This is a genomic window from Bradyrhizobium sp. 40 (genome assembly GCF_023100925.1).
Taxonomy (GTDB): Bacteria; Pseudomonadota; Alphaproteobacteria; order Rhizobiales; family Xanthobacteraceae; genus Bradyrhizobium.
Map to the genome: position 1 here is coordinate 6600110 of NZ_CP064688.1, position 21075 is coordinate 6621184.

A 21075-nucleotide genomic window follows, 5' to 3' on the forward strand; every position below is an offset into this window, starting at 1 on the left:
GACACCCCTTTTCCCGCATAACACGAGGACGTGACTGGCCCGCCGCAACCCCGTAATTTCCGCGCCGCCATCCAAGGAAAAAGAAGGAAACGCCATGGACAAGAAGATGCACGACAAGGGCCTGGAAGTCCGCAAAGCGGTGCTCGGCGAGGCCTATGTCAACAACGCTCTGAAGAGCGTCGACGATTTCAACCGTCCGTTTCAGGAGATGCTCAACGAATATTGCTGGGGCACGGTGTGGGGCCGCGAGGAGCTGCCGCGCAAGACCCGCAGCATGCTCAATATCGCGATGATCGCGATCCTCAATCGTCAGCACGAATTCCGCGCGCATCTGAAGGGCGCACTCACCAACGGCGTCAGCCGCGACGAGATCCGCGAGATCCTGATGCAGGTCGCAATCTATGGTGGCATGCCGGCCGCGGTCGACAGTTTTCGGATCGCGCGCGAGGTGTTCGCCGAGATCGACGGCAAGGCGTGAGCTAGACTAACGCTCTTAACTCTATCGCTTCGTCATTGCGAGCGGAGCGAAGCAATCCAGAACCCCTCCGCGGCGACAGTCTGGATTGCTTCGTCGCTTCGCTCCTCGCAATGACAACGGGAAGGAAACACCATGGACATCGGATTCATCGGCCTCGGAAACATGGGTTTCCCGATGGCGCGGCGGCTGATCGAGGCCGGCAACCGGCTCGTCGTGTTCGACACGCGCCGGGAGGTCGTCGACAAGCTGGTGGCGCGCGGCGCCACTGCAGCGACGTCGCCGAAGGACGTCGCCGACCAGGTCGAGACGGTCATGGCGAGCCTGCCCTCGCTGCAGGCTTCGCTCGCGGTTGCGACGGGGCCGAACGGCGTGATCGAGGGGAGCCGCGTCAAGCGCTTCATCGACCTCTCCACGGTCGGCTCCGCGATGGCGGTTAAGATTCACAGCCTGCTCGCCAAGCATGACATCGTGCAGATCGACTGCCCCGTCTCCGGCGGCGTCGGCGGCGCGGAGAAGGGTACGCTGGCGGTGATGGTCTCGGGGCCGAAGACCGAGTTCGAGCTGCTCAAGCCCGCGCTCGACATCATCGGGAAAGTGTTCTTCATCGGCGAGAAGCCCGGCGCGGCGCAGACCATGAAGCTCGCAAACAACTTCTTGTCGGCCACCGCGATCGTGGCGACCTCGGAAGCGGTGGTGATGGGCGTCAAGGCGGGGCTCGATCCCGCCGTGATGATCGACGTCATCAATGCGGGCTCCGGCATGAACACCGCGAGCCGCGACAAGTTTCCGCGCTCGGTGCTGCCGCGCAGCTTCGACTTCGGCTTCGCCACGGGACTGATGGTGAAGGACGTGCGGCTGGCGCTGGAGGAGATGAAGCAGCTCGGCCTGTCGATGGAAGTCGCGGATGCGGTCGGGCGGTTGTGGGAGACGGTCATCAGCGCGGAAGGCGCCGAGTCCGATTTCACCGCGGCGATCAAGCCGATCGAGAAGAAGGCGGGCGTTGTGGTTGGCGGCAGGCCACCCAGCTAGCGCCAACACGAAAACGCAGCGCCGGCGACCGGCGCTGCGCAGTCCTCCTTGGATCGATCTGCTACGAGCGGCGCCTGCCCAAGTTCCAGAAGGTCGATCGGCCGCTCCGGTTGCAGGGAGGCCGAGGCCCCGCTGCATTTGATATACTTCTCGTCGCACCTGCGCATGCACCGTCTCTCGCTCGAGCATTTCGCAGAGGTGTTGTTGCAGCTGACCCACGTAATGTCGCACCGTGTGACCCGGGCCGACGCGACGCCGGAAAGTGCGAGCAGCAAGGCCACGCTGCAAGCTACGAAAAGCATGCGAAGCAGGCCGGCGCCCGCGAGTGAATCGTTCATTCCAATCTCCTGTGTTGGCCGGGCAGGTCTGCGCCTGCGCGCCGAGTTTTTGACGAACGCAGTTCAAGCCTTGGCGAGATAGGGGATCGTGCCGGCCAAGTCGGTATCGTCGATCAACTGGAAGCGGCTCTCGCTGCCGCCCCTGCGCGCTGCCGCGAAGCGGCTGTAGGCGGGATCAGTGACGAAGGACTCTGCTGCCTTCACCGTCGGAAACGACATGATCGCGATCAGCGAGGTGTCGAGAGGGGCACCTTCCAGCGTCTTCACATTGCCGCTGCGCGAGAGGTACTTGCCGCCGTGCTTGTGCACGAGGTCGTGAACGGAGGCCGCATAGTCCGGCACCCATTTTCCGTCGGTCACTTTGATGTCTGCGATCAGATAGGCTGTCATGCCGCGTCTCCTGGCTCGAGTTCAGCTCCGCTTTGATAGGGGCGGGCATCACTTGGGTGCCAGAACACGGCCGGGGCTCGCCAGTACGGGAACTGTAGCGGGGCGATACAAATACTGAATTGCGCCGCCCTGGATCAGCTCGCCAGCTTGCGTTCCTTGGCGAACGGGCTGAGGCCCAGCCAGCTTTGCATGGCCGCGGCAAGCTGCCGGTCGCCGGTGAGCAGCATCCGCCGGCTTGCGACGGCCGCGCGCACAGTATCGAGTCCCATCCAGATCGCCGTCATGGTGCGCAGATCAACCGACACGTAAAGGTCAACATCGAAACCGGGATCAATCGAGCAGAGGTCGACACTGTCGTCGGGATCGACGATCAGCCACCACAATCGCTGCGTCGAAGGCAATTCCGGATACGCGAACTGCAGCACACTGCGGCGGGTCGGCATCGGCGTCGTGTTCAAATTCCGCCGCATGTCCCACATCAACAGCTGGACATCGAGATGCTGAAGCGACAGATCCGACTCGATACGGCGCTGGCCCCAGATGCCGAACGCCTCCACGATTGGGCCGAGTTCGCGTCCGGCTGTGGTCAGCAGATATTCGGTGATACCGCGCTCGGAAGCCGATGCCCGCCGCGTAACGATGCCGGCGGCTTCGAGCTCCTTGAGACGTTGCGAGAGCAAGGCAGGCGACATCCGCGGAACGCCGCGGCGCAGCTCGTTGAAGCGCGTCGATCCGGCAATGAGTTCGCGAAGGAGCACGACGGTCCAGCGCGTGCATAATATCTCGGCCGCCATCGCGACCGGACAGAACTGCCTGTAGCTGCCAATGGTCATGCGGGTCTCCGTGACAAGCGAAGGCGCAACCTTAGGGCCGCCGCGCACGGCTTCCTAGTTCAGTTTCTGTATCAGCAGCGATTCATTCTCTGAACTGGCCGCGGACGGTGGTGAGCGTCTATTCGACCGGCATTGGCAAGCCGGCCGCCGCCATCACGGCCCGCCGGACACAGGAGATTACCATGAAGAAATACGATTCAGCGGCTTCCAGATTGCTCGTTTCGGTTCGCAGCGCCGCGATTTGCACCCTCGGCCTGGGCGTCGGCGTCATGCCGGCGTCCGCAGCCAATCTGACGAGGAGCATCGAGGTCAGCAGTGCTGCGGCCGAGGTGTGGTCCGTGATCGGGCCGTTCTGCGCGATCAAGGATTGGCTGCCGCCGGTGGGGCAGTGCATTGTGGACGGCAAGTCGCCGCCAACCCGCACGCTCGTCACCAGGGACGGCAAGGCTTCGTTCGTGGAGACGCAGACTGCGCGGAACGACAAAGACTACAGCTATTCCTACGCGTTCCTGTCAAGCCCACTGCCGGTGAGCCAGTATAAGTCGACCATCAAGGTCACGGCAAAGGGTGAAGGCGCGTCGGTGGTGACATGGACCGGCATCTACACGCCCGACCCGGGGCGAGAGAAGGAAGCGGTCGATGCCCTCGGCGGCGTCTATGATTCCGGCCTCGCCGCAATCAAGGACCGGTTCAAGAAGTAGGGGTCAATGCAGCGATGGGCGCAGCGGTAGCTGCGCTCATCGTGAACAATCACAGCCTCACAGCCACGGCGCCGGCGTATCCATCGCGATCAATTGCTCGACCTCGATGCGCGGACGCACGACGGCGTACTGGTCGCCCTTCACCAGCACTTCGGGCACCAGCGGCCTCGTATTGTAGGTGCCGGCCTGCACTGCGCCATAGGCGCCGGCGGTCATGATGGCGATGAGGTCGCCGGGCTTTGGCGTCGGCAGCGTGCGATCCAGCGCGAGGTAGTCGCCGGTCTCGCAGACCGGGCCGACGACGTCGGCCATCATGGTCGCGGCCCCCTTCGCAGGCTGTGTCACCGGCAGAATGTCGTGATGGGCCTCGTACAGCGTCGGACGGATCAGATCGTTCATGGCGGCGTCGATGATGACGAAATTCTTGCCGTCACCGTGCTTCACATAGATCACCTTGGCGACCAGGATGCCGGCATTGCCGACGATCATGCGCCCCGGCTCGAACATCAGCGTGCAGCCGAGATTGTGGCTGACGCGCTTGACCATCGCGGCATAGGCGTCGGGCGCAGGCGGCGCCTCGCGGTCCATGTAATAGGGAATGCCGAGGCCGCCGCCGAAATCGACATGCGAGATGTTGTGGCCGTCGGCACGCAGCGTCTGCACGAATTCGGAGAGGATGCGGAACGCGATCTCCATCTTGGACAGGTCGGTGATCTGGCTGCCGATATGCACGTCGGTGCCTGTGACCTCGATGCCCGGCAGCTTCGCGGCGCGGGCATAGACCTCGCGGGCATGCGCGATCGGGATGCCGAACTTGTTCTCGGACTTGCCGGTCGAGATCTTTGCGTGGGTGCCGGCATCGACGTCGGGATTGACACGGATCGAGATCCGCGCGGTCTTGCCCGTCTCGGTCGCAAGGCGCGACAGCAACTCGAGCTCGGGCTCGGATTCGACGTTGAGGCAGAGAATGTCGGCGGCCAGCGCCGCTCGCAGCTCGTCTTCCGTCTTGCCGACGCCGGAGAACAGGATCTTGTTTGCCGGAATGCCGGCGGCCAGCGCGCGCTTCAATTCGCCGCCGGAGACCACGTCCGCGCCGGCCCCGAGCCTGGCCAGCGTGCGCAGCACCGACTGGTTGGAATTCGCCTTCATGGCGTAGCAGACCAGCACCTTCTCGCCGGCGAAAGCGTCGGTGAAAACGCGATAGTGCCGCTCGAGCGTTGCGGTCGAATAGCAATAGAACGGCGTGCCGACGGTTGCAGCCAGCTCGGACAGGTTCACTGCCTCGGCGTGCAGCACGCCGTTGCGATAGTCAAAATGGTTCATGGCGTTGGCTCAGTTGCCCCAGCCTATCGGCTGGGTCTTTCGTCCAGCAGCGGGTCGAGGATAAACGGTTTCTTCCTGCCCTTGGTCGCCGCCGGTGCGGCGTCCGCGCCATAGGTGGGATTGAACACGCTCGGCGTCCTCTGGGCTTCGGCCTCGGTGTCGGTCGGCGGTGCGACGTTGGCTGTGGACGCGCTCGAAGCGGTCGGCGGCAGATCCAGCGGGCCCTTGCGGCCACAGCCGGCAAGCGCGAGCGCCGTCAGGCTCAAGACAATGATGGCCCACCCCGAGCCGGCCGGGCGAAACTTTGACGTCACGACGAAATCCCCACTACGCGCGGCGCACCATACAGAGATTGGCGCGCTCTGGCGAGACCCGGATGATCATGAAACATAAGCGAAATTTTGCCCTCAGCCCAATTTTCGCTCTTTTTCCAGCCGCCTCAGCCAGGCCTTGGCCTGCGCCGCCACGTTCTTCGGCGCGGTGCCACCGAAGCTGGTCCGGCTCTTGACCGACGATTCGACCGAGAGCACGCCAAGCACGTCTTTCGTAACCTTCGGCTCGATCGCCTGCATCTCCTTGAGCGGGAGCTCGTGCAGCGCCACGCCGCCCTCGGCGGCCTTCGCGACGATGCGGCCGGTGACGTGATGGGCCTCGCGGAACGGCATCTTTAACGTCCGCACCAGCCAGTCGGCAAGATCGGTCGCGGTGGCGTAGCCCTCGCCTGCAGCAAGCTTCATCTTCGCTTCATCAGGCACGAGATCCCGGACCATGCCGGTCATGGCGCGGATCGCGAGCGACAGCGCGGCGAAGCCTTCCATCGCGCCCTGCTTGTCTTCCTGCATGTCCTTTTGATAGGCGAGCGGCAGGCCCTTCATCACGATCAGCAACCCATTGAGCGCGCCGATCACGCGGCCGGTCTTGGCGCGCACCAGCTCGGCGGCGTCAGGATTGCGCTTCTGCGGCATGATCGAGGATCCCGTGGTGAACTTGTCGCTGAGGCGGATCATGCCGACCAGCGGGGAGGTCCAGATCACGATCTCCTCGGCGAAGCGCGACATGTGCACGGCGCAGATCGAGGCCGCCGACAGCGTCTCCAGCACGAAGTCGCGATCGGAGACCGCATCGAGCGAGTTGGCCATCGGACGATCAAAACCGAGCGCCTTCGCCGTGGCGTGACGATCGATCGGGAACGAGGTACCGGCGAGCGCTGCAGCTCCGAGCGGGGATTCGTTCAGCCGCTTGCGCGCGTCCTGGAAACGGCCGCGATCGCGCGCGGCCATCTCGACATAGGCGAGCAGATGGTGGCCGAAGGTCACCGGCTGCGCGGTCTGCAGGTGCGTGAAGCCGGGCATGACCGTCCCGGCATGCTCCAGCGCGCGCTCCACCAGCGCCCGCTGGAATGCGGCGAGCGCGGCGTCGGTCTCATCGAGGACATCGCGGACATAGAGACGGAAATCGGTCGCGACCTGGTCGTTGCGCGAGCGCGCCGTATGCAGGCGGCCGGCGGCAGGGCCGATCAGCTCGGACAGGCGGCTCTCGACATTCATGTGAATGTCCTCGAGCGCGCGCTTGAATTCGAAGCCGCCCTTGCCGATCTCTGACAAAATCGTGTCTAGACCCTTGCCGATATTTTTCGCATCAGAGGCCGTGATGATGCCCTGTGCGGCCAGCATCGCGGCGTGGGCCTTGGACGCGGCAATGTCCTGGGCAAAGAGGTGACGATCGACGTCGATGGAGACGTTGATCTCTTCCATGATCTCGTCGGGGCGTTCCGAGAACCGGCCGCCCCACATCTTGTTGCTCATGATCCCCTGCTCACGCCTTGCCTGTCGCCGCCGCACGTTTGCTGACGGCTGCCAGCCGTATTAAGAGGCCTCTGATAGCCATATCTGCGACCGGATGACAAACGATATGCTCGACCCCAACGACAGGCTCGACCAAACGAAAGCACGGTCGGCCACGCGCCGCATCCCCGTCGTCATCGCTACCGTGGTGGTCGGGGGCCTGGCTGGCTTTGCCGCGCTGTACGGGCTCGGCCTGGGCCGGTCCCCATCCGGCGATCCCGCCTGCCGGGCGGCGGTGAACACGGCACAGAAGATCGCCCCGCTCGTCCATGGCGAGGTGGCGGCGCTGACCATGGCGACCGCACCGCTGAAGCTGCCGGACCTGGCCTTCGAGGACGCCGACGGCAGGCCGAAGAAGCTGTCGGATTTCCGCGGCAAGACGCTGCTGGTGAATCTCTGGGCCACTTGGTGCGTGCCCTGCCGCAAGGAAATGCCGGCGCTGGACGAGCTCCAGGGCAAGCTTTCGGGCCCGAATTTCGAGGTGGTGGCGATCAATATCGACACCCGCGACCCCGAGAAGCCCAAGACGTTCCTGAAAGAGGCCAATCTTATCAGGCTCGGCTATTTCAACGATCAGAAAGCCAAGGTTTTTCAAGATCTTAAGGCGATAGGCCGGGCTTTGGGCATGCCCACCTCGGTGCTGGTCGATCCCCAAGGCTGCGAGATCGCGACGATCGCGGGGCCGGCGGAATGGGCGAGCGAAGATGCGCTCAAGCTGATCCGGGCTGCGACGGGCAAAGCCGCCGCGTCGTTCTAGGCGACGATGTTTTAGGCGGTGACGTTGAGGTTGCTGCCGAGGCCGGCGCCGACATTGGCAAGCGAGGGCTGTCCGGCGCCGAGCAGCGTCAGGACGGTGGATTTCTCCGCGTCCGCGTTCTGCTTCATCAGCGTCGCCGAGATATTCGACTGCAGCGCGCCTTGCTGAGAGGCCAGCATGCTGCTGACCATCGCCATCATGTCCATTACGCAAACCCTCGTACCGGCCGTAACCTAGACGCGAGCGGTTAACGGGACATGAATTGCCACGAAACGCCCTAGGTGGGGCTTTGTCCGTGTTCCGGACGCGGCGCGCCATGCAATGACGCGACGCAGAGCCGGGGCGCGAGACCGGCTTATCTCGTCGGAACCGGCTTGGCGCCGCGGTAGTCGTAAAAACCGCGCTGGGTCTTGCGACCGAGCCAGCCCGCCTCGACGTATTTCACCAGCAGCGGGCACGGGCGGTACTTGGAGTCGGCGAGGCCCTCATGCAGCACTTGCATGATCGACAGGCAGGTATCGAGGCCGATGAAATCGGCGAGCTCCAGCGGGCCCATCGGATGGTGCGCCCCGAGCTTCATCGCCGCGTCGATCGCCTCGACATTGCCCACGCCTTCGTACAGCGTGTAAATCGCCTCGTTGATCATCGGCAGCAGGATGCGGTTGACGATGAAGGCCGGGAAATCCTCGGAGACCGCGACCTGTTTGCCGAGCTTGCCGACGAATTCCTTTGACGCCTCGAAGGTCTGGTCGTCGGTGGCGATGCCGCGGATCAGCTCCACCAGCTCCATCAACGGCACCGGATTCATGAAGTGAATGCCGATGAAGCGTTCGGGCCGGTCGGTGGCGGCGGCGAGCCGCGTGATCGAGATCGAGGAGGTATCGGAGGCAACGATCGCCTCCGGCTTCAACACCGCGCAGAGATCGTGGAAAATCTTGCGCTTGACCTCTTCCTTCTCGACCGCGGTCTCGATCACGAGATCGCAGTCCGCGAGGTCGTCCAGCTTCTCGCCGGCCACGATACGCGCCATCGCCTTGGCTTTGTCGTCCTCGCTAACGGCCTTCTTGGAGACCTGGCGCGTCAGGTTGCCGTTGATCGTAGCCATGCCTGACTTGAGGCGGTCGGTCGAAATGTCGTTGAGCACCACGTCGAAGCCGGCCAGCGCAGCGACATGTGCGATGCCATTGCCCATCTGCCCCGCGCCGATCACGCCGACCTTCTTGATTACTGCCGCCATAATGTCATCCACCGGAACGACGCGCTATCAACCGCGCCTGCCTATCCCCCTGAGCCGGGAGGTCTGATTTAATCAGAACCCGGCCTCGAAACCTAGATTGGATCGCTTCGAAGGCGTGTCCCGCGCCAAAGAAAACGCCTCAAAAAGCAACACCGGCCGGAGTTTATAGCTCCGGCCGGTGTTTTAGCGCGTTTTACTTGCCGAGCTTGCCGAGTTCGGCCGTCAGCTCCGGAACCGCCTGGTAGAGGTCGGCGACCAGGCCGTAATCAGCAACCTGGAAGATCGGCGCGTCCTCGTCCTTGTTGATCGCGACGATCACCTTGGAGTCCTTCATGCCGGCCAGATGCTGGATCGCGCCGGAAATGCCGACTGCGACATAGAGCTCGGGGGCCACGACCTTGCCGGTCTGGCCGACCTGCCAGTCGTTCGGCGCATAGCCCGCATCCACCGCCGCGCGCGAAGCGCCGACGCCGGCGCCAAGCTTGTCGGCGAGCGGCTCGATGTACTTTGCGAAATTCTCGCGGCTCTGCATGGCGCGGCCACCAGACACGATGATCTTGGCCGAGGTCAGTTCGGGACGGTCGCTCTTTGCGACTTCCTCGCCGACAAAGGACGACAGGCCCGGATCGGCCGCCGCCGCGACGCTCTCGACCGACGCGCTGCCGCCTTCACCTGCTGCGGCGAAGGTGGAGGTGCGCACCGTGATGACCTTCTTGGCGTCCTTCGACTTCACCGTCTGGATGGCGTTGCCGGCGTAGATCGGACGCTCATAGGTGTCGGGGGCGACCACCTTGGTGATTTCCGAGACCTGCATGACGTCGAGCAGGGCCGCGACGCGCGGCATCACGTTCTTGAAGCGCGAGGTCGCGGGCGCGACGATGGCGTCATAGGACGGCGCCAGCGAGACGATCAGCGCGGCCAGCGGCTCGGCCAGATCGTGCGCGTAGAGCGAGCCGTCGGCGAGCAGCACCTTCTTCACACCGGCAAGCTTTGCGGCCGCGTCCGCTGCAGCCTTGGCATTCTCGCCAGCCACCAGAACCTCGACGTCCGCGCCGAGCGCGGCCGCCGCGGTCAGGGCCTTGTTGGTCGCATCCTTGAGCGACGCATTGTCGTGTTCGGCAATCAGAAGCGTCGTCATCAGAGCACCCCGGCTTCGTTCTTGAGTTTCGACACCAGCTCGGCGACGTCCTTGACCTTGACGCCCGCCTTGCGGCCCGCCGGCTCGGTCGTCTTGAGAACTTCGAGGCGCGCGGTGAGATCGACGCCGTAATCGGCGGCGGTCTTGTCTGCAATCGGCTTCTTTTTGGCCTTCATGATGTTCGGCAGCGAGGCATAGCGCGGCTCGTTGAGACGGAGATCGGTGGTGACGATCGCCGGTCCCTTCAGCTTCACGGTCTGCAAGCCGCCGTCGACTTCGCGGGTGACCTTGAAGTCGCTGCCTTCGACCTCGAGCTTCGAGGCGAAGGTCGCCTGCGACCACCCGAGCAGCGCGGCCAGCATCTGGCCGGTCTGATTGCTGTCGTCGTCGATCGCCTGCTTGCCGAGAATGATCAGGCCCGGCTGCTCTTCGTCGGCAATCTTCTTCAGGATCTTGGCGACGGCGAGCGGCTCGACCGCGCCCTCGGCCTTCACCAGGATGCCGCGATCGGCGCCCATGGCGAGACCGGTGCGGATCGTTTCCGACGCCTGCGCCGGTCCGATGGAGACCACCACGACTTCGGTCGCCTTGCCGGCTTCCTTCAGGCGCAGCGCTTCTTCGACCGCAATTTCGTCGAACGGGTTCATCGACATTTTGACGTTGGCGAGTTCAACACCCGATCCATCGCTCTTGACGCGGACCTTGACGTTGTAATCGACCACCCGCTTTACCGGCACCAAGACCTTCATCGATCCTCTTTCACTCAATCTGGGAGGGGGTTATCAACTGGCGCGGAACCTAAAGGCCTGATCCGGCCCGGTCAACGCGCGAAGGGGTCTAATTTTGGCGCCCAGAAATGCGCCGCCTAATGGGTCAGCGATTCTGGCCCGGAACCCAGAGCACGTCGCCGGCGCCGTCGTCGTTACTGGCGCGGCTCGCGACGAACAGGAAGTCCGACAGGCGATTCATATACTGGATGCCAGCGGGACCAACGGGCTCTTCCGGCCGGGCCGCTAGTTCCACCATCACGCGTTCCGCCCGGCGGCAAATCGTACGGGCGACATGGAGGTAGGCGGCGGCCGGCGTGCCGCCCGGCAGCACGAAGGAGGTCAGGGGTGCCAGCTTGTCGTTGAGCGCGTCGATGTCGCGCTCGAGCCGCTCGACCTGGCTCGCCACCACCCGTAGCCGCTCCGCCTTGCCCTCACGTTCGGGCACCGCGAGGTCCGCGCCGAGGTCGAACAGATCGTTCTGGATGCGGCCAAGCATCGCGTCGAGCTCGGGCGCATCCCTGGTGTGAAGCCGGACCACGCCGATCGCGGCATTGGTCTCGTCGACCGTGCCGTAGGCCTCGATGCGCAGATCATATTTCGGCCGGCGTTCGCCCGAGCCGAGCGCTGTCGTGCCGTCGTCACCGGTTTTCGTATAGATGCGGTTGAGCACGACCATGTTAACGCCCCATCGCCCACACGGCGACCATCGCGATGACGATCGCCACGAACTGAAGCAGCACGCGCCAGCGCATCAGCTTCTGCGAGGTGCTGGGCGAGCCGCCGCGCATCATGTTGATGAGACCTAGCAGCAGCACCAACGCCACGGCGCCGACCGCGATCGGCAGGATGAAAGTACTCAGAAGAGATGCCATTCGAGGGTAAATAACACCCTCCGCGCCGGTCCGCCATGGCGTTCCCGATCTGGCTTTTAAGCCAATAATATCAGAAGCTAGCTGGATGAATCTGGATTTGCGCGAATTACCCGTCCTCTTCGCCTCTCCCCGCCTGCGGCGAGAGGTCGGAATGCGTTTCCCCCGCGCGGGAAGAGGAAACGACAACAGCAGTGCAGGTGGTGCGTGAAGGCAATCCGTGCCATCTACGTCGTCGCGATGGACGCGTTCTACACGTTCCTGGCCGACGATGGCTGGGCGATCGCGAGCCACATTGCACTGTCGACACTGATGGCGCTGTTCCCGTTCCTGATCGTGCTGACCTCGCTCGCCGGCTTCTTCGGCTCCAAGGAACTCGCGGACCAGGCCGCAAGCCTGATGCTCCAGGTCTGGCCCAAGCAGGTCGCGGATTCGATCTCGGGGGAAGTCCACGACGTGCTGACCACGACCCGCACCGGCCTATTCACCATCGGCGCGGTGCTGTCGGTCTACTTCGCCTCCAACGGCGTCGAGGCGCTGCGGGTCGCACTGAACCGCGCCTATGCGGTCGTGGAGATGCGGCCCTGGTACTGGCTACGGCTGGAATCGATTGCCTACACGCTGATTGCGGCCATCACCGCGCTCGCCATGGCATTCCTGATCGTGCTCGGGCCGCTCCTCATCGAGGCCGCGCGCGCCCACATTCCGCTGTTCGTCGAGTCCAACGAGAGGATCCTCACCTGGCTGCGCTACGGCATCACCGTCGGCGCGCTGGTCGTGGCGCTGATCATCCTGCATACTTGGTTGCCGGCGGGACGGCGCCGGTTCCTGCAGATCCTGCCCGGCATCGTCTTCACCATCGTGGCGTCGCTGATCTCGGGCATCGTGTTCGGGCAGTATCTGGCGCGCTTCGCCAACAATTACGTGACGATGTATGCGGGGCTCGCCTCGGTGATCATCGCGCTGGTGTTCCTGTACTTCATCGCGGCGATCTTCGTTTTCGGCGGCGAGCTCAACGCCGCGATCATCAAGTCGCGGCTTCCTCACGGCGTGTCGCTGCAAGCAGCGCAGTCGCTAGCGCCCGCGGAGACACAGGCTTGACCAAAAAGGCGTCGGCGCCGGCTTCGCGTGAGGCGACTTCGTCTTCGCCGCGGCCGGACACCCCGATGATGGGGATCTGAGCCAGCGGCGTCGCCATAGTGCGGATCCGCCTGATCGCCTCGACGCCATTGATGCCCGGCAGCACCATATCCATCAGCACCGCGTCGAAGGCGCCCTGCGCGAGCCGGTTCACCGCGTCCTCGCCGCGCCCGATGAACTCGGCATGATGACCGAGCTCGGTCAGGATGGTGTTGAGCACGACGCGGCCGAACGGATTGTCCTCGACGCTGAGCAAGCGCAGCGCCGGGACCGCATCCATCTCGGCTTCACCCTTCGACTTGCGGGACTTGCCCGATCCCGTGGCATCCACCGACACCGTCAACGTGAAGGTGGCGCCGCCGCCGGGCCGAGGGGCGACCGTGATGTCGCCACCCATCGCGCGCGCCAGTTGCTTCACCGAGGACAGGCCCAGGCCGGCGCCGCCGAAGCGCGAGGCAATGGTCACATTGGCCTGGGTAAACGGCCGGAACAGCCGCTTGATCTCGGCCATGGTGAGGCCGATGCCGCTGTCGGACACGGCAAAGGCGACACCGACGCTGCCTTTGTTCTTTGCTTTGCCTTTGCTCTTGGTGCTGCCCTTGCTGTTGCTCTTGCTCTTGGCGGAACGCCAAGGCGCGACCGTGAGCGCCACGCCGCCGTGCTCGGTGAACTTCACGGCATTGTCGATCAGGTTCTCGAGCGCGGCGCGGAGGCGAACGGGATCACCGACCACCAGCCCCGGCAGCTTCTCCGAGATATCGACCTCGGCCTGGAGACCCTTGGCCGCGGCGCGACCGGCCAGCGAATCGCCGGCGTTGCGTGCGAGCGTCCGCAGGTCGAACAAATCCTGCCGCAGCGAGCTTCCACCTCCGACCGCCTTCCCCGTCCCCTTGCCACTTCGGGCGGCGTCGACGAACAGGGTGGCAAGGTTCGCCAGATGCTCGGCCCCAGCCTTGATCGTGTCGGCCCAGCGTCTTTCCCGTTCCCCGAGATCCGACGTCGCGAGCAGGTCGCTGATCGCGAGAATGCCGGTCAGGGGGGTGCGGACCTCATGGGCAAAGGCGGCAAGCGCGGCCTGGACGACGTCCGGCTCGACCCGCTTGGTGCTGCGCTTGCGCAACCGGGCAGTCGGCCCGGAGCGCTTCCGAGCCACTCGCTTGGACGTCCCCGTAGTGCGCGCTGCGCGCGTTTTCGCCGCCATAACTCCCCTTCGAAGTATCCCCTTCGAACCCCGGGCCGTCAGGTGAGCATGGCACGGCGGAACACCCGGAGTCACGGCGGCGTTTGGCTAACCCCCAGAGAAACTTAATCTAATCCCACCAGCTGGCGGATACCGGCCGGCGTGGCGCCGGCAGCGCGCAGTTCACGAAGGCCGGTCGAGCTGGTTGATTTCGACAGTTTCCGGCCACCCTGGTCGCGAACTAGCCCATGGTGGCGGTAGGCGGGTTCCGGCAGGCGGAGCAGAACCTGGAGCAAACGGTGGACCGAAGTGGCGTGGAACAGGTCTTGGCCCCGCACGATCTCGCTGATGTCCTGGAGCGCATCATCGACAACGACAGACAGATGGTAACTGGTCGGCGTCTCCTTGCGGGCCACAATGACATCGCCCCAGGCTTCTGGCCGCGCCGGAACGACACCACGCTCACCATCGGGCCCCTCGCCCAGTTCGTTCCAGCTCAGGCCGGCGGCGCGGCGGCAGGCAGCCGCCATATCGAGCCGAAGCGCATAAGGCGCACCGGTGTCGATGAGGCGGTCGCGCTCGTCGGCGGGCAGCGATCTGGCGTCGCCGGGATAGAGCGGCGCGCCGTCAGGATCGCGCGGCCAAGGCCCATCCGCTTCACGCGCCGCAACCAGCCTTGCGATCTCGGCGCGGCTTTCGAAGGCGGGATAGACCAGGCCCAGCGCCGAGAGCCTGTCCAGCGCCGCGCGATAAGCGTCGAGATGCTCCGACTGCCGCCGCACCGGCGTCTCCCAGGCGATGCCGAGCCAGGCGAGGTCTTCGTAGATCGCTGTCTCATATTCCGGCCGGCAACGCGTCGCGTCGATGTCCTCGATCCGCAGCAAGAGCCGCCCACCGGTCTCGCGCGCGCGGTCGGAATTCAACAGCGCTGAATAGGCGTGGCCGAGGTGCAGAAAACCGTTCGGACTCGGGGCAAATCGGAAAACGGGTGGCGACATATGCACAAATCTCGTCATGGCCGGGCTTACCCGATCATCCATCTTCCAACACTCTGTTACGATAGGAGATGGATGCGCGGGTCAAGTCCGCGCACAACGAGTTCAGCAAGCGATGACCATCCACCTCGAAACCCAATCCGATCTCGAAGAGGCCGTCTATGCGCTGGTCAAGCACGACCCGCGCCTGAAGCCCGTGCTGGCGACTGCCGGCATGCCGGCATTGCGCCGGCGCGAGCCTGGCTTTGCGGGGCTTGCCCACATCGTCTGCGGACAGCAGCTCTCGACCGCGAGCGCCGCGGCGATCTGGGGACGGCTGTCCGCCGCGTTCGATCCGTTCGATCACGAGGCGGTCCGCCGCGCCCGCACCGACCGGCTGGGGCGGCTCGGCCTGTCCGCCGCCAAGATCAAGACGCTGAAACATCTCGCGCGCGAGATCACCGCACAACGGCTGAACCTCGACGTGCTCGCCGAAGAAGACGCCGATGCCGCGCATCACTCGCTGATCGCACTGCCCGGCATCGGACCGTGGACGGCGGACGTCTATCTGCTGTTCTGCCTCGGCCATGGCGACGCTTGGCCCGCCGGCGACCTCGCCGTGCAGGAAGGCATCCGCATCGGGCTCGGCTTGCAGGCGCGGCCGACGGAGAAGCAGATGGCGCCGCTCGCCGAACCCTGGCGTCCCCTGCGCGGTGCGGCGGCGCATCTGTGGTGGAGCTATTATCGCGCAGTGAAGAAGCGGGAAGGCGTGATCGCGGGATCAGCTTAGCCCCGCAACCTACCGCGATCGGACCGGGCGCATTCGGCGACGAAATCGACCACGGCCCGCACCGCCGGCAGCTCGACGAGGTCGGGATGGGCGAGCAGCCACAGGTCCGCCACGCTGGCGAGCTTCTGCGGCGCGACACGCACGAGATCGGGATAGCTTTCGGCGACGAAGCACGACAGGGCGGAGATTCCGAGTCCGGCGCGGACCGCCGCCAGCATGTCGCCCTGGGACGAGCAGCGCATCACCACCCTAGCCTGACGCGTGACGACGTCGCTCCAGCGCGCAAGCTGGGCATTGGAGGCCTGATCGGCGAAACCGATGACGCTGTGCCCCTTCCACTCGCCGCGCCGTTCCGGCAGGGACCGCCCGCCGGCGTACTCGCGCGAGGCGTAGAATCCGGTGCCGAGACGGCCGACCTTGCGGCCGACCAGATTTTCCTCGCCGCTGTCGAAAGGCCGCAGCACCACGTCCGCCTCGCGCCGGCGTACGCTGGCCGGAAACGGATGGGTGATGATCTCGAACTGGATGTGATCATGCGCGCGCAGGAAAGCAGGCAGGCGCGGCATCAGCCAATGCGATGCCAGCGTCGCGCCGATCGACAGCTTGACGGTACCACGCGCCTTGTGCCCTCCGGCCGAGACTGCCGTCTCTGCCCGCAGCGCGGCCGCCGCCATCACCTCGGCGTGCTCGCGCAGCGTCCGTCCCTCCGCCGTCAGCGCCAGGCCGTCGGCGGCGCGCGCCACCAGCCTGGTACCGAGCTGGGCTTCCAGCGCCGCGATCTTGCGGCTGACGGTGGGATGGCTGCTGTGCAGCCGGCGTGCCGCGCCGGTGAAGCTGCCGGTATCAGCGACCGCGACGAAGGTCTTGCAAAGGTCCCAATCCATGAGCGGCCTCTGTTCAAATCTGAATAGCCATCCGTTCAATATTGAACGATGGGAGGCCGCACTCCAACCCCTATAATGGCGTGAAATGAAACATGGGCGGCAACTCGCCCACGACGATCAACAGGGAAACGCCTCGTCATCCGCCTGCCAGCGGACTGCGTTTCCGGGAGGACATCATGGCGCTGCCCGCTCTCTTGAAGGATTCGCTCGAGCTGCCCGTGGTCGGCTCGCCGCTCTTCCTCGTCTCGGGCCCTGAGCTGGTGATCGCCCAGTGCAAGGCCGGCATCGTCGGCTCGTTTCCGGCGCTCAATGCCCGTCCGGTGGAAAAGCTCGACGAGTGGCTGAGCCGCATCGAGGACGAACTCGGCGAATACAAATCGCTCAATCCCGGCAAGAAGGTCGCACCCTACGCCGTCAACCAGATCTGCCACGCCTCCAACGACCGGCTGATGAAGGACATGGAGACCTGTGTGAAGCACAGGGCGCCCATCATCATCACCTCGCTGCGACCGCCCGCCGAGCTCGTCGAGGCCGCGCATTCCTACGGCGGCCTCGTGTTCCACGACGTCATCAACGTCAAGCACGCGCGCAAGGCGGCCGAGCAAGGCGTCGACGGGCTGATCCTGGTCTGCGCCGGCGCTGGAGGACATGCAGGAACGCTCTCGCCTTTCGCGCTGGTACGTGAGGTCAAGCAATGGTTCGACGGCGCGATCCTGCTGTCGGGCGCCATCAGCGACGGCTTCGCAATCGCCTCCGCGCTGACGCTGGGCGCCGACCTCGCCTATATGGGCACGCGCTTCATCGCGACGAAGGAAGCCAACGCTGACGAAGCCTACAAATCCGCCCTGACACAGCACGCCGCGCACGACATCGTCTACACCAACCTCTTCACCGGCGTGCACGGCAACTATCTCGGCCCTTCGATCGCCGCGGCCGGGCTCGATCCGGACAATCTGCCGGCGGCCGACAAGACGAAGATGAACTTCGGCTCCGGCGGGAACATGAAATCCAAGGCGTGGCGCGACATCTGGGGCTCGGGCCAGGGTATCGGCCAGATCGCAGACGCGCCGCCGGTCGCCGAGCTCGTCGACCGGATGAAACGGGAATTCGACCAGGCCCGACAGGATTTCCTGATGCGCGCCAGCGCCTGACGACTCGGAACGACAATAAAACGGGAGGACACCATGAAGCTGGCAGCCGCACTGATCGGCATGTCGTTGCTGACGCTCGCCGGCGGCAGTGCCCATGCCGAAGGCAGCGACGAGATTCGCATCGGGCAGACCCTGCCCTACAGCGGTCCGGCCTCTGGCTTCGGCGCGATCGGACGAACGCAGGAAGCGTTCTTCGAGAAGGTCAATGCCGAAGGCGGCATCAACGGCCGCAAGGTCAAGTTCATCACGCTGGACGACGCCTATTCGCCACCAAAGACCGTTGAGCAGACCCGCAAGCTGGTGGAGCAAGAGGAGGTGCTGATGATGTTCGGTTCGCTCGGCACCGCCACCAACAGCGCCGTGCAGCGCTATCTCAACGCCAAGAAAGTGCCGCAGCTGTTCGTGCTCTCCGGCGCCACCAAATGGGCCGATCCGCAGAAGAACCCGTGGACCATGCCGGGCATGGCGGCCTACGAATCCGAGGGCGTGGTCTATGCCAAATACATTTTGCAGGCCAAGCCCGACGCCAGGATCGCGATCCTCTCGCAGAACGACGATTTCGGCCGCGACTATGTCGCGGGGTTCAAGCGCGCGCTCGGGACCAAGGCGGCCGGCATGATCGTCGCGGAAGCAAGCTACGAGACCAGCGCGCCGACGATCAGCTCGCAGCTCTCGACCTTGAAGGTCTCCGGCGCCAACGTGCTGTTCGGCGTCGTGCTCGGCAAGTTCACCTCGCAGATGGTCAAGGGCGTGGCCGAGATCGGCTGGAAGCCGGAGCTGTTCTTCGTGCCGACCTCGGCGTTGTCGATCTCTTTCCTGGAACCGGCAGGGCTCGACAACGCGGTCGGCCTGATCTCGTCCAGCAACCAAAAGGACACGATGGACCCGCAATGGGCCGACGATCCCGGGGTGAAAGAATACTTCGCCTTCATGAAGCGCTACATGCCGACCGCGGACCTCTCCAACTCCAACTACGCCGCGGGCTATCACTATGCCACGCTGCTGATGACCGTGCTGAAGGCGTGCAAGGACGATGTCAGCCGCGACAACATCATGCGCCAGGCGGCCTCGCTGAAGGATGTGAAGCTGCCGCTGCTGCTGCCGGGAATGGCTGTTGCGACCGGCCCCGACGACTATCTGCCGTTCCAGCAGCTTCAGCTCCGGCGTTTCAACGGCAAGAGCTGGGTCGGCTTCGGCGACGTGCTGGATGATCGCTAGACGAGCGGAATGAGGAGACGCCATGATCATCAGCGGCGAACGCCAGATCAGCTATGACGACATCCGGGCCCGGATCAAGCGGGCGATGAGCGGCTTCCGTGCCCTGGGGCTTGCGGAGGCAGCGCCGGTCGCGATGATGCTGCGCAACGATTTCGCCCTGTTCGAGGTGGTTGCCGCTTCCGCCGCGCTGGGCAGTCCGGTGGTGCCGATCAACTGGCATCTGAAAGCCGAGGAGGTCCGTTACATCCTGGCCGACAGCGGGGCGAAGATCCTCGTCTGTCATGCCGATTTGCTGCCGCAGATCCGCGACGGCATACCGGCGGATGTCCTTCTCCTGGTCGTCGCGACGCCGCCCGAACTCGCGGCGACCTTCTCGATCCCTCGGGAGCTGACCGAGATCCCTGTGGGACTGACCGATTGGGACCGCTGGCGCGACGACCATCCGCAAGCGCAGGAGCCACCGCGCCGGGCGGCAGCGATGATCTACACGTCGGGGACTACGGGCATGCCGAAGGGTGTACGGCGCATGCCGATGCAGCCCGAACAGGCGGCCGCCTCGGAACGCGTGGGCGGGATCGCCTATGGCATCAAGCCGCGGGAAGACCAAATCGTGCTGATCAACGGGCCGATGTATCACTCGGCGCCGCATTCCTACGGCATGCTGGCGTTCCGCAGCGCTTGCACCATCATCCTCCAGGCGCGGTTCGATGCCGAGGAGCTGCTGGCGCTGATCGAGCGCCACCGCGTCACGCACATTCACATGGTACCGACCATGTTCGTCCGGCTGCTGCGGTTGCCCGAAGCGGTCAGGCAGCGTTACGACCTGTCGTCGCTGCGTTTCGTCGTGCACGGCGCCGCGCCCTGCCCGCCAGACGTCAAGCGCGCCATGATCAACTGGTGGGGACCCGTCATCAACGAATATTTCGGTTCCACGGAGACCGGGATCCCGGTCTGGCACTCGGCCGAGGAAGCCTTGAAAAAGCCCGGCACGGTCGGCCGCGCCATCGAAGGCGGCATCGTCAGGATCTTCCGCGATGACGGCAGCCCGTGCGGTGCCAACGAAGTCGGCGAAATCTACATGCGCCAGACGGCAGTGCCCGATTTCGACTATCACGGCAGGACGCAGGCAAGGGCCGAGGCCGGCCGCGACGGCCTCGTCAGCGTCGGCGACGTCGGTTACCTCGACGAGGACGGCTATCTGTTCCTGTGCGACCGCAAGCGCGACATGGTGATCTCCGGCGGCGTCAACATCTATCCCGCCGAGATCGAGAACGCGCTGATCGGAATGCCCGGCGTGCGCGACTGTGCCGTGTTCGGCATACCCGACGCGGAATTCGGCGAACAGCTGTGCGCCTTTGTCGAGCCTGAATCGGATGCCGGGCTCTCGGCCGACGCTGTCCGATCGTTCCTGCGCGAGCGGCTTGCCAATTTCAAGGTGCCGAAGGACGTCGAATTCCGCGACGCGCTGCCGCGCGAGGCAACGGGAAAGATTTTCAAGCGCAAGCTGCGGGAGCCCTATTGGGCGACGTGAAAACAGGCGACGCGTCCGAGAGTGCGAGACCGTATTAACGGGAACGAGTGGCAATCGTTCCTGGGCCTCTTCAATATCGAGCAATTTGAAGACGCGCGCTTCCGTCGCAAAATGGAAGAGCAACCAATTCGAATCTCGTCTGTTATCGACCGGCACAATCACTGCCGGAGGATAAACTATGTCACGTCTAATTTCGCTCGCTGCGGCTCTCCTGCTGCTCGGATCGGTACCCGTAAGCGCGCAGTCGCAAAAGGCACAAAGCGGCCCGGGCAACAATGCGGTCAACAGCTCTGATCACAACAACTCCAACGCACCGGTCGCAGGCCGCAACAGCTTCACCGAGGGCCAAGCGAAGTCGAAGATCGAGGGCGCGGGCTATTCCAATGTTTCCGGCCTGCAAAAGGACGACAACGGCGTCTGGCGCGGCAAGGCCGACAAGGCCGGGACCAAGGCGGACGTGAGCGTCGACTTCCAGGGCAACGTGAACCCCGCCAAGTAAG

Annotated in this window: 24 protein-coding genes; 10 read left to right on the forward strand and 14 right to left on the reverse strand. The window is 64.5% G+C overall.

The annotated features are described in order from the left end of the window. Window positions 1-94 precede the first annotated feature (94 nt). Window positions 95-478, forward strand: coding sequence for a carboxymuconolactone decarboxylase family protein (locus IVB40_RS31615; RefSeq protein ID WP_027514149.1), 384 nt, complete (start codon window positions 95-97; stop codon window positions 476-478). Between the two features lie 132 nt (window positions 479-610). After that, window positions 611-1507, forward strand: coding sequence for an NAD(P)-dependent oxidoreductase (locus tag IVB40_RS31620; RefSeq protein WP_247427622.1), 897 nt, complete (start codon window positions 611-613; stop codon window positions 1505-1507). 401 nt (window positions 1508-1908) lie between these two features. On the opposite strand, the gene IVB40_RS31625 is transcribed toward IVB40_RS31620, so the two are convergent. After that, window positions 1909-2235 carry a DUF1330 domain-containing protein gene (locus IVB40_RS31625; RefSeq protein ID WP_027565614.1) on the reverse strand — a complete coding sequence of 109 codons (327 nt, stop codon included), beginning with the start codon at window positions 2233-2235 and terminating at the stop codon, window positions 1909-1911. A gap of 134 nt (window positions 2236-2369) precedes the next feature. Next, complete coding sequence (locus tag IVB40_RS31630; protein ID WP_027565615.1) at window positions 2370-3068, reverse strand: helix-turn-helix domain-containing protein; 699 nt, start codon at window positions 3066-3068, stop codon at window positions 2370-2372. A gap of 110 nt (window positions 3069-3178) precedes the next feature. Between IVB40_RS31630 and IVB40_RS31635 the strand changes: the two genes are divergently transcribed. Further along, complete coding sequence (locus IVB40_RS31635) at window positions 3179-3769, forward strand: SRPBCC family protein (protein WP_247357797.1); 591 nt, start codon at window positions 3179-3181, stop codon at window positions 3767-3769. A 57-nt stretch (window positions 3770-3826) separates the two neighbouring features. Here the strand turns inward: IVB40_RS31635 and lysA are convergent, their stop codons facing one another. From lysA to argH, 3 genes are all read right to left on the reverse strand, one after another. Beyond that, complete coding sequence (gene lysA / locus IVB40_RS31640) at window positions 3827-5092, reverse strand: diaminopimelate decarboxylase (protein WP_247404345.1); 1266 nt, start codon at window positions 5090-5092, stop codon at window positions 3827-3829. A 23-nt stretch (window positions 5093-5115) separates the two neighbouring features. Then, complete coding sequence (locus IVB40_RS31645) at window positions 5116-5406, reverse strand: lipoprotein (protein WP_247285814.1); 291 nt, start codon at window positions 5404-5406, stop codon at window positions 5116-5118. A 93-nt stretch (window positions 5407-5499) separates the two neighbouring features. Then, complete coding sequence (gene argH, locus IVB40_RS31650; RefSeq protein WP_027565619.1) at window positions 5500-6897, reverse strand: argininosuccinate lyase; 1398 nt, start codon at window positions 6895-6897, stop codon at window positions 5500-5502. Between the two features lie 106 nt (window positions 6898-7003). On the opposite strand from argH, the gene IVB40_RS31655 reads away from it, so the two are divergent. Beyond that, window positions 7004-7693 carry a TlpA disulfide reductase family protein gene (locus tag IVB40_RS31655; protein WP_247817315.1) on the forward strand — a complete coding sequence of 230 codons (690 nt, stop codon included), beginning with the start codon at window positions 7004-7006 and terminating at the stop codon, window positions 7691-7693. Between the two features lie 11 nt (window positions 7694-7704). Here IVB40_RS31655 and IVB40_RS31660 read toward each other — a convergent pair whose 3' ends face one another. From IVB40_RS31660 to IVB40_RS31685, 6 genes are all read right to left on the reverse strand, one after another. Next, window positions 7705-7899 carry a hypothetical protein gene (locus tag IVB40_RS31660; protein WP_247285811.1) on the reverse strand — a complete coding sequence of 65 codons (195 nt, stop codon included), beginning with the start codon at window positions 7897-7899 and terminating at the stop codon, window positions 7705-7707. Window positions 7900-8048: 149 nt separating this feature from the next. Further along, window positions 8049-8930: a 3-hydroxybutyryl-CoA dehydrogenase gene (locus IVB40_RS31665; protein ID WP_007597339.1), complete on the reverse strand. Its 882-nt coding sequence runs from the start codon at window positions 8928-8930 to the stop codon at window positions 8049-8051. Window positions 8931-9123: 193 nt separating this feature from the next. After that, on the reverse strand, window positions 9124-10068 hold the full coding sequence (locus tag IVB40_RS31670; protein WP_247817316.1) for an FAD-binding protein: 945 nt from the start codon (window positions 10066-10068) through the stop codon (window positions 9124-9126). Continuing rightward, on the reverse strand, window positions 10068-10817 hold the full coding sequence (locus IVB40_RS31675; protein ID WP_018453239.1) for an electron transfer flavoprotein subunit beta/FixA family protein: 750 nt from the start codon (window positions 10815-10817) through the stop codon (window positions 10068-10070). Before IVB40_RS31675 ends, IVB40_RS31670 begins: the two co-directional genes overlap by 1 nt. Before the next feature lie 124 nt (window positions 10818-10941). Beyond that, window positions 10942-11514: a cob(I)yrinic acid a,c-diamide adenosyltransferase gene (locus IVB40_RS31680; RefSeq protein WP_247817317.1), complete on the reverse strand. Its 573-nt coding sequence runs from the start codon at window positions 11512-11514 to the stop codon at window positions 10942-10944. Window position 11515: 1 nt separating this feature from the next. After that, window positions 11516-11710 (reverse strand): twin transmembrane helix small protein, encoded by a 195-nt coding sequence (locus tag IVB40_RS31685; protein WP_247427614.1) that lies wholly within the window; start codon window positions 11708-11710, stop codon window positions 11516-11518. Between the two features lie 204 nt (window positions 11711-11914). On the opposite strand from IVB40_RS31685, the gene IVB40_RS31690 reads away from it, so the two are divergent. Then, on the forward strand, window positions 11915-12808 hold the full coding sequence (locus tag IVB40_RS31690; RefSeq protein ID WP_027565623.1) for a YihY/virulence factor BrkB family protein: 894 nt from the start codon (window positions 11915-11917) through the stop codon (window positions 12806-12808). Here the strand turns inward: IVB40_RS31690 and IVB40_RS31695 are convergent. Continuing rightward, a complete protein-coding gene (locus IVB40_RS31695) occupies window positions 12735-14048 on the reverse strand; it encodes an ATP-binding protein (RefSeq protein WP_247817318.1) in 1314 nt (437 codons plus the stop codon). The genes IVB40_RS31690 and IVB40_RS31695 overlap by 74 nt on opposite strands. A gap of 104 nt (window positions 14049-14152) precedes the next feature. Further along, entirely contained in the window at window positions 14153-15025 is an 873-nt protein-coding gene (gluQRS, locus tag IVB40_RS31700; protein ID WP_247817319.1) for a tRNA glutamyl-Q(34) synthetase GluQRS, read from the reverse strand. 112 nt (window positions 15026-15137) lie between these two features. Here gluQRS and IVB40_RS31705 point away from each other — a divergent pair, with 112 nt between their 5' ends. After that, complete coding sequence (locus IVB40_RS31705) at window positions 15138-15791, forward strand: DNA-3-methyladenine glycosylase 2 family protein (protein WP_247817320.1); 654 nt, start codon at window positions 15138-15140, stop codon at window positions 15789-15791. Here IVB40_RS31705 and IVB40_RS31710 read toward each other — a convergent pair. Further along, window positions 15788-16675 carry a LysR family transcriptional regulator gene (locus IVB40_RS31710; RefSeq protein WP_247817321.1) on the reverse strand — a complete coding sequence of 296 codons (888 nt, stop codon included), beginning with the start codon at window positions 16673-16675 and terminating at the stop codon, window positions 15788-15790. The genes IVB40_RS31705 and IVB40_RS31710 overlap by 4 nt on opposite strands. Before the next feature lie 176 nt (window positions 16676-16851). Between IVB40_RS31710 and IVB40_RS31715 the strand changes: the two genes are divergently transcribed. The 4 genes from IVB40_RS31715 to IVB40_RS31730 all read left to right on the forward strand — a co-directional run bounded on the left by IVB40_RS31715 (window position 16852) and on the right by IVB40_RS31730 (window position 21074). Further along, the gene (locus IVB40_RS31715) at window positions 16852-17826 is read left to right on the forward strand and encodes a nitronate monooxygenase family protein (protein ID WP_247285803.1); all 975 of its coding nucleotides are present in this window, start codon (window positions 16852-16854) and stop codon (window positions 17824-17826) included. Between the two features lie 33 nt (window positions 17827-17859). Continuing rightward, a complete protein-coding gene (locus IVB40_RS31720) occupies window positions 17860-19044 on the forward strand; it encodes an ABC transporter substrate-binding protein (RefSeq protein WP_247817322.1) in 1185 nt (394 codons plus the stop codon). Between the two features lie 22 nt (window positions 19045-19066). Further along, complete coding sequence (locus IVB40_RS31725) at window positions 19067-20575, forward strand: acyl-CoA synthetase (protein ID WP_247817323.1); 1509 nt, start codon at window positions 19067-19069, stop codon at window positions 20573-20575. Between the two features lie 178 nt (window positions 20576-20753). After that, complete coding sequence (locus IVB40_RS31730) at window positions 20754-21074, forward strand: PepSY domain-containing protein (RefSeq protein WP_027565631.1); 321 nt, start codon at window positions 20754-20756, stop codon at window positions 21072-21074. Window position 21075: the final 1 nt, after the last annotated feature.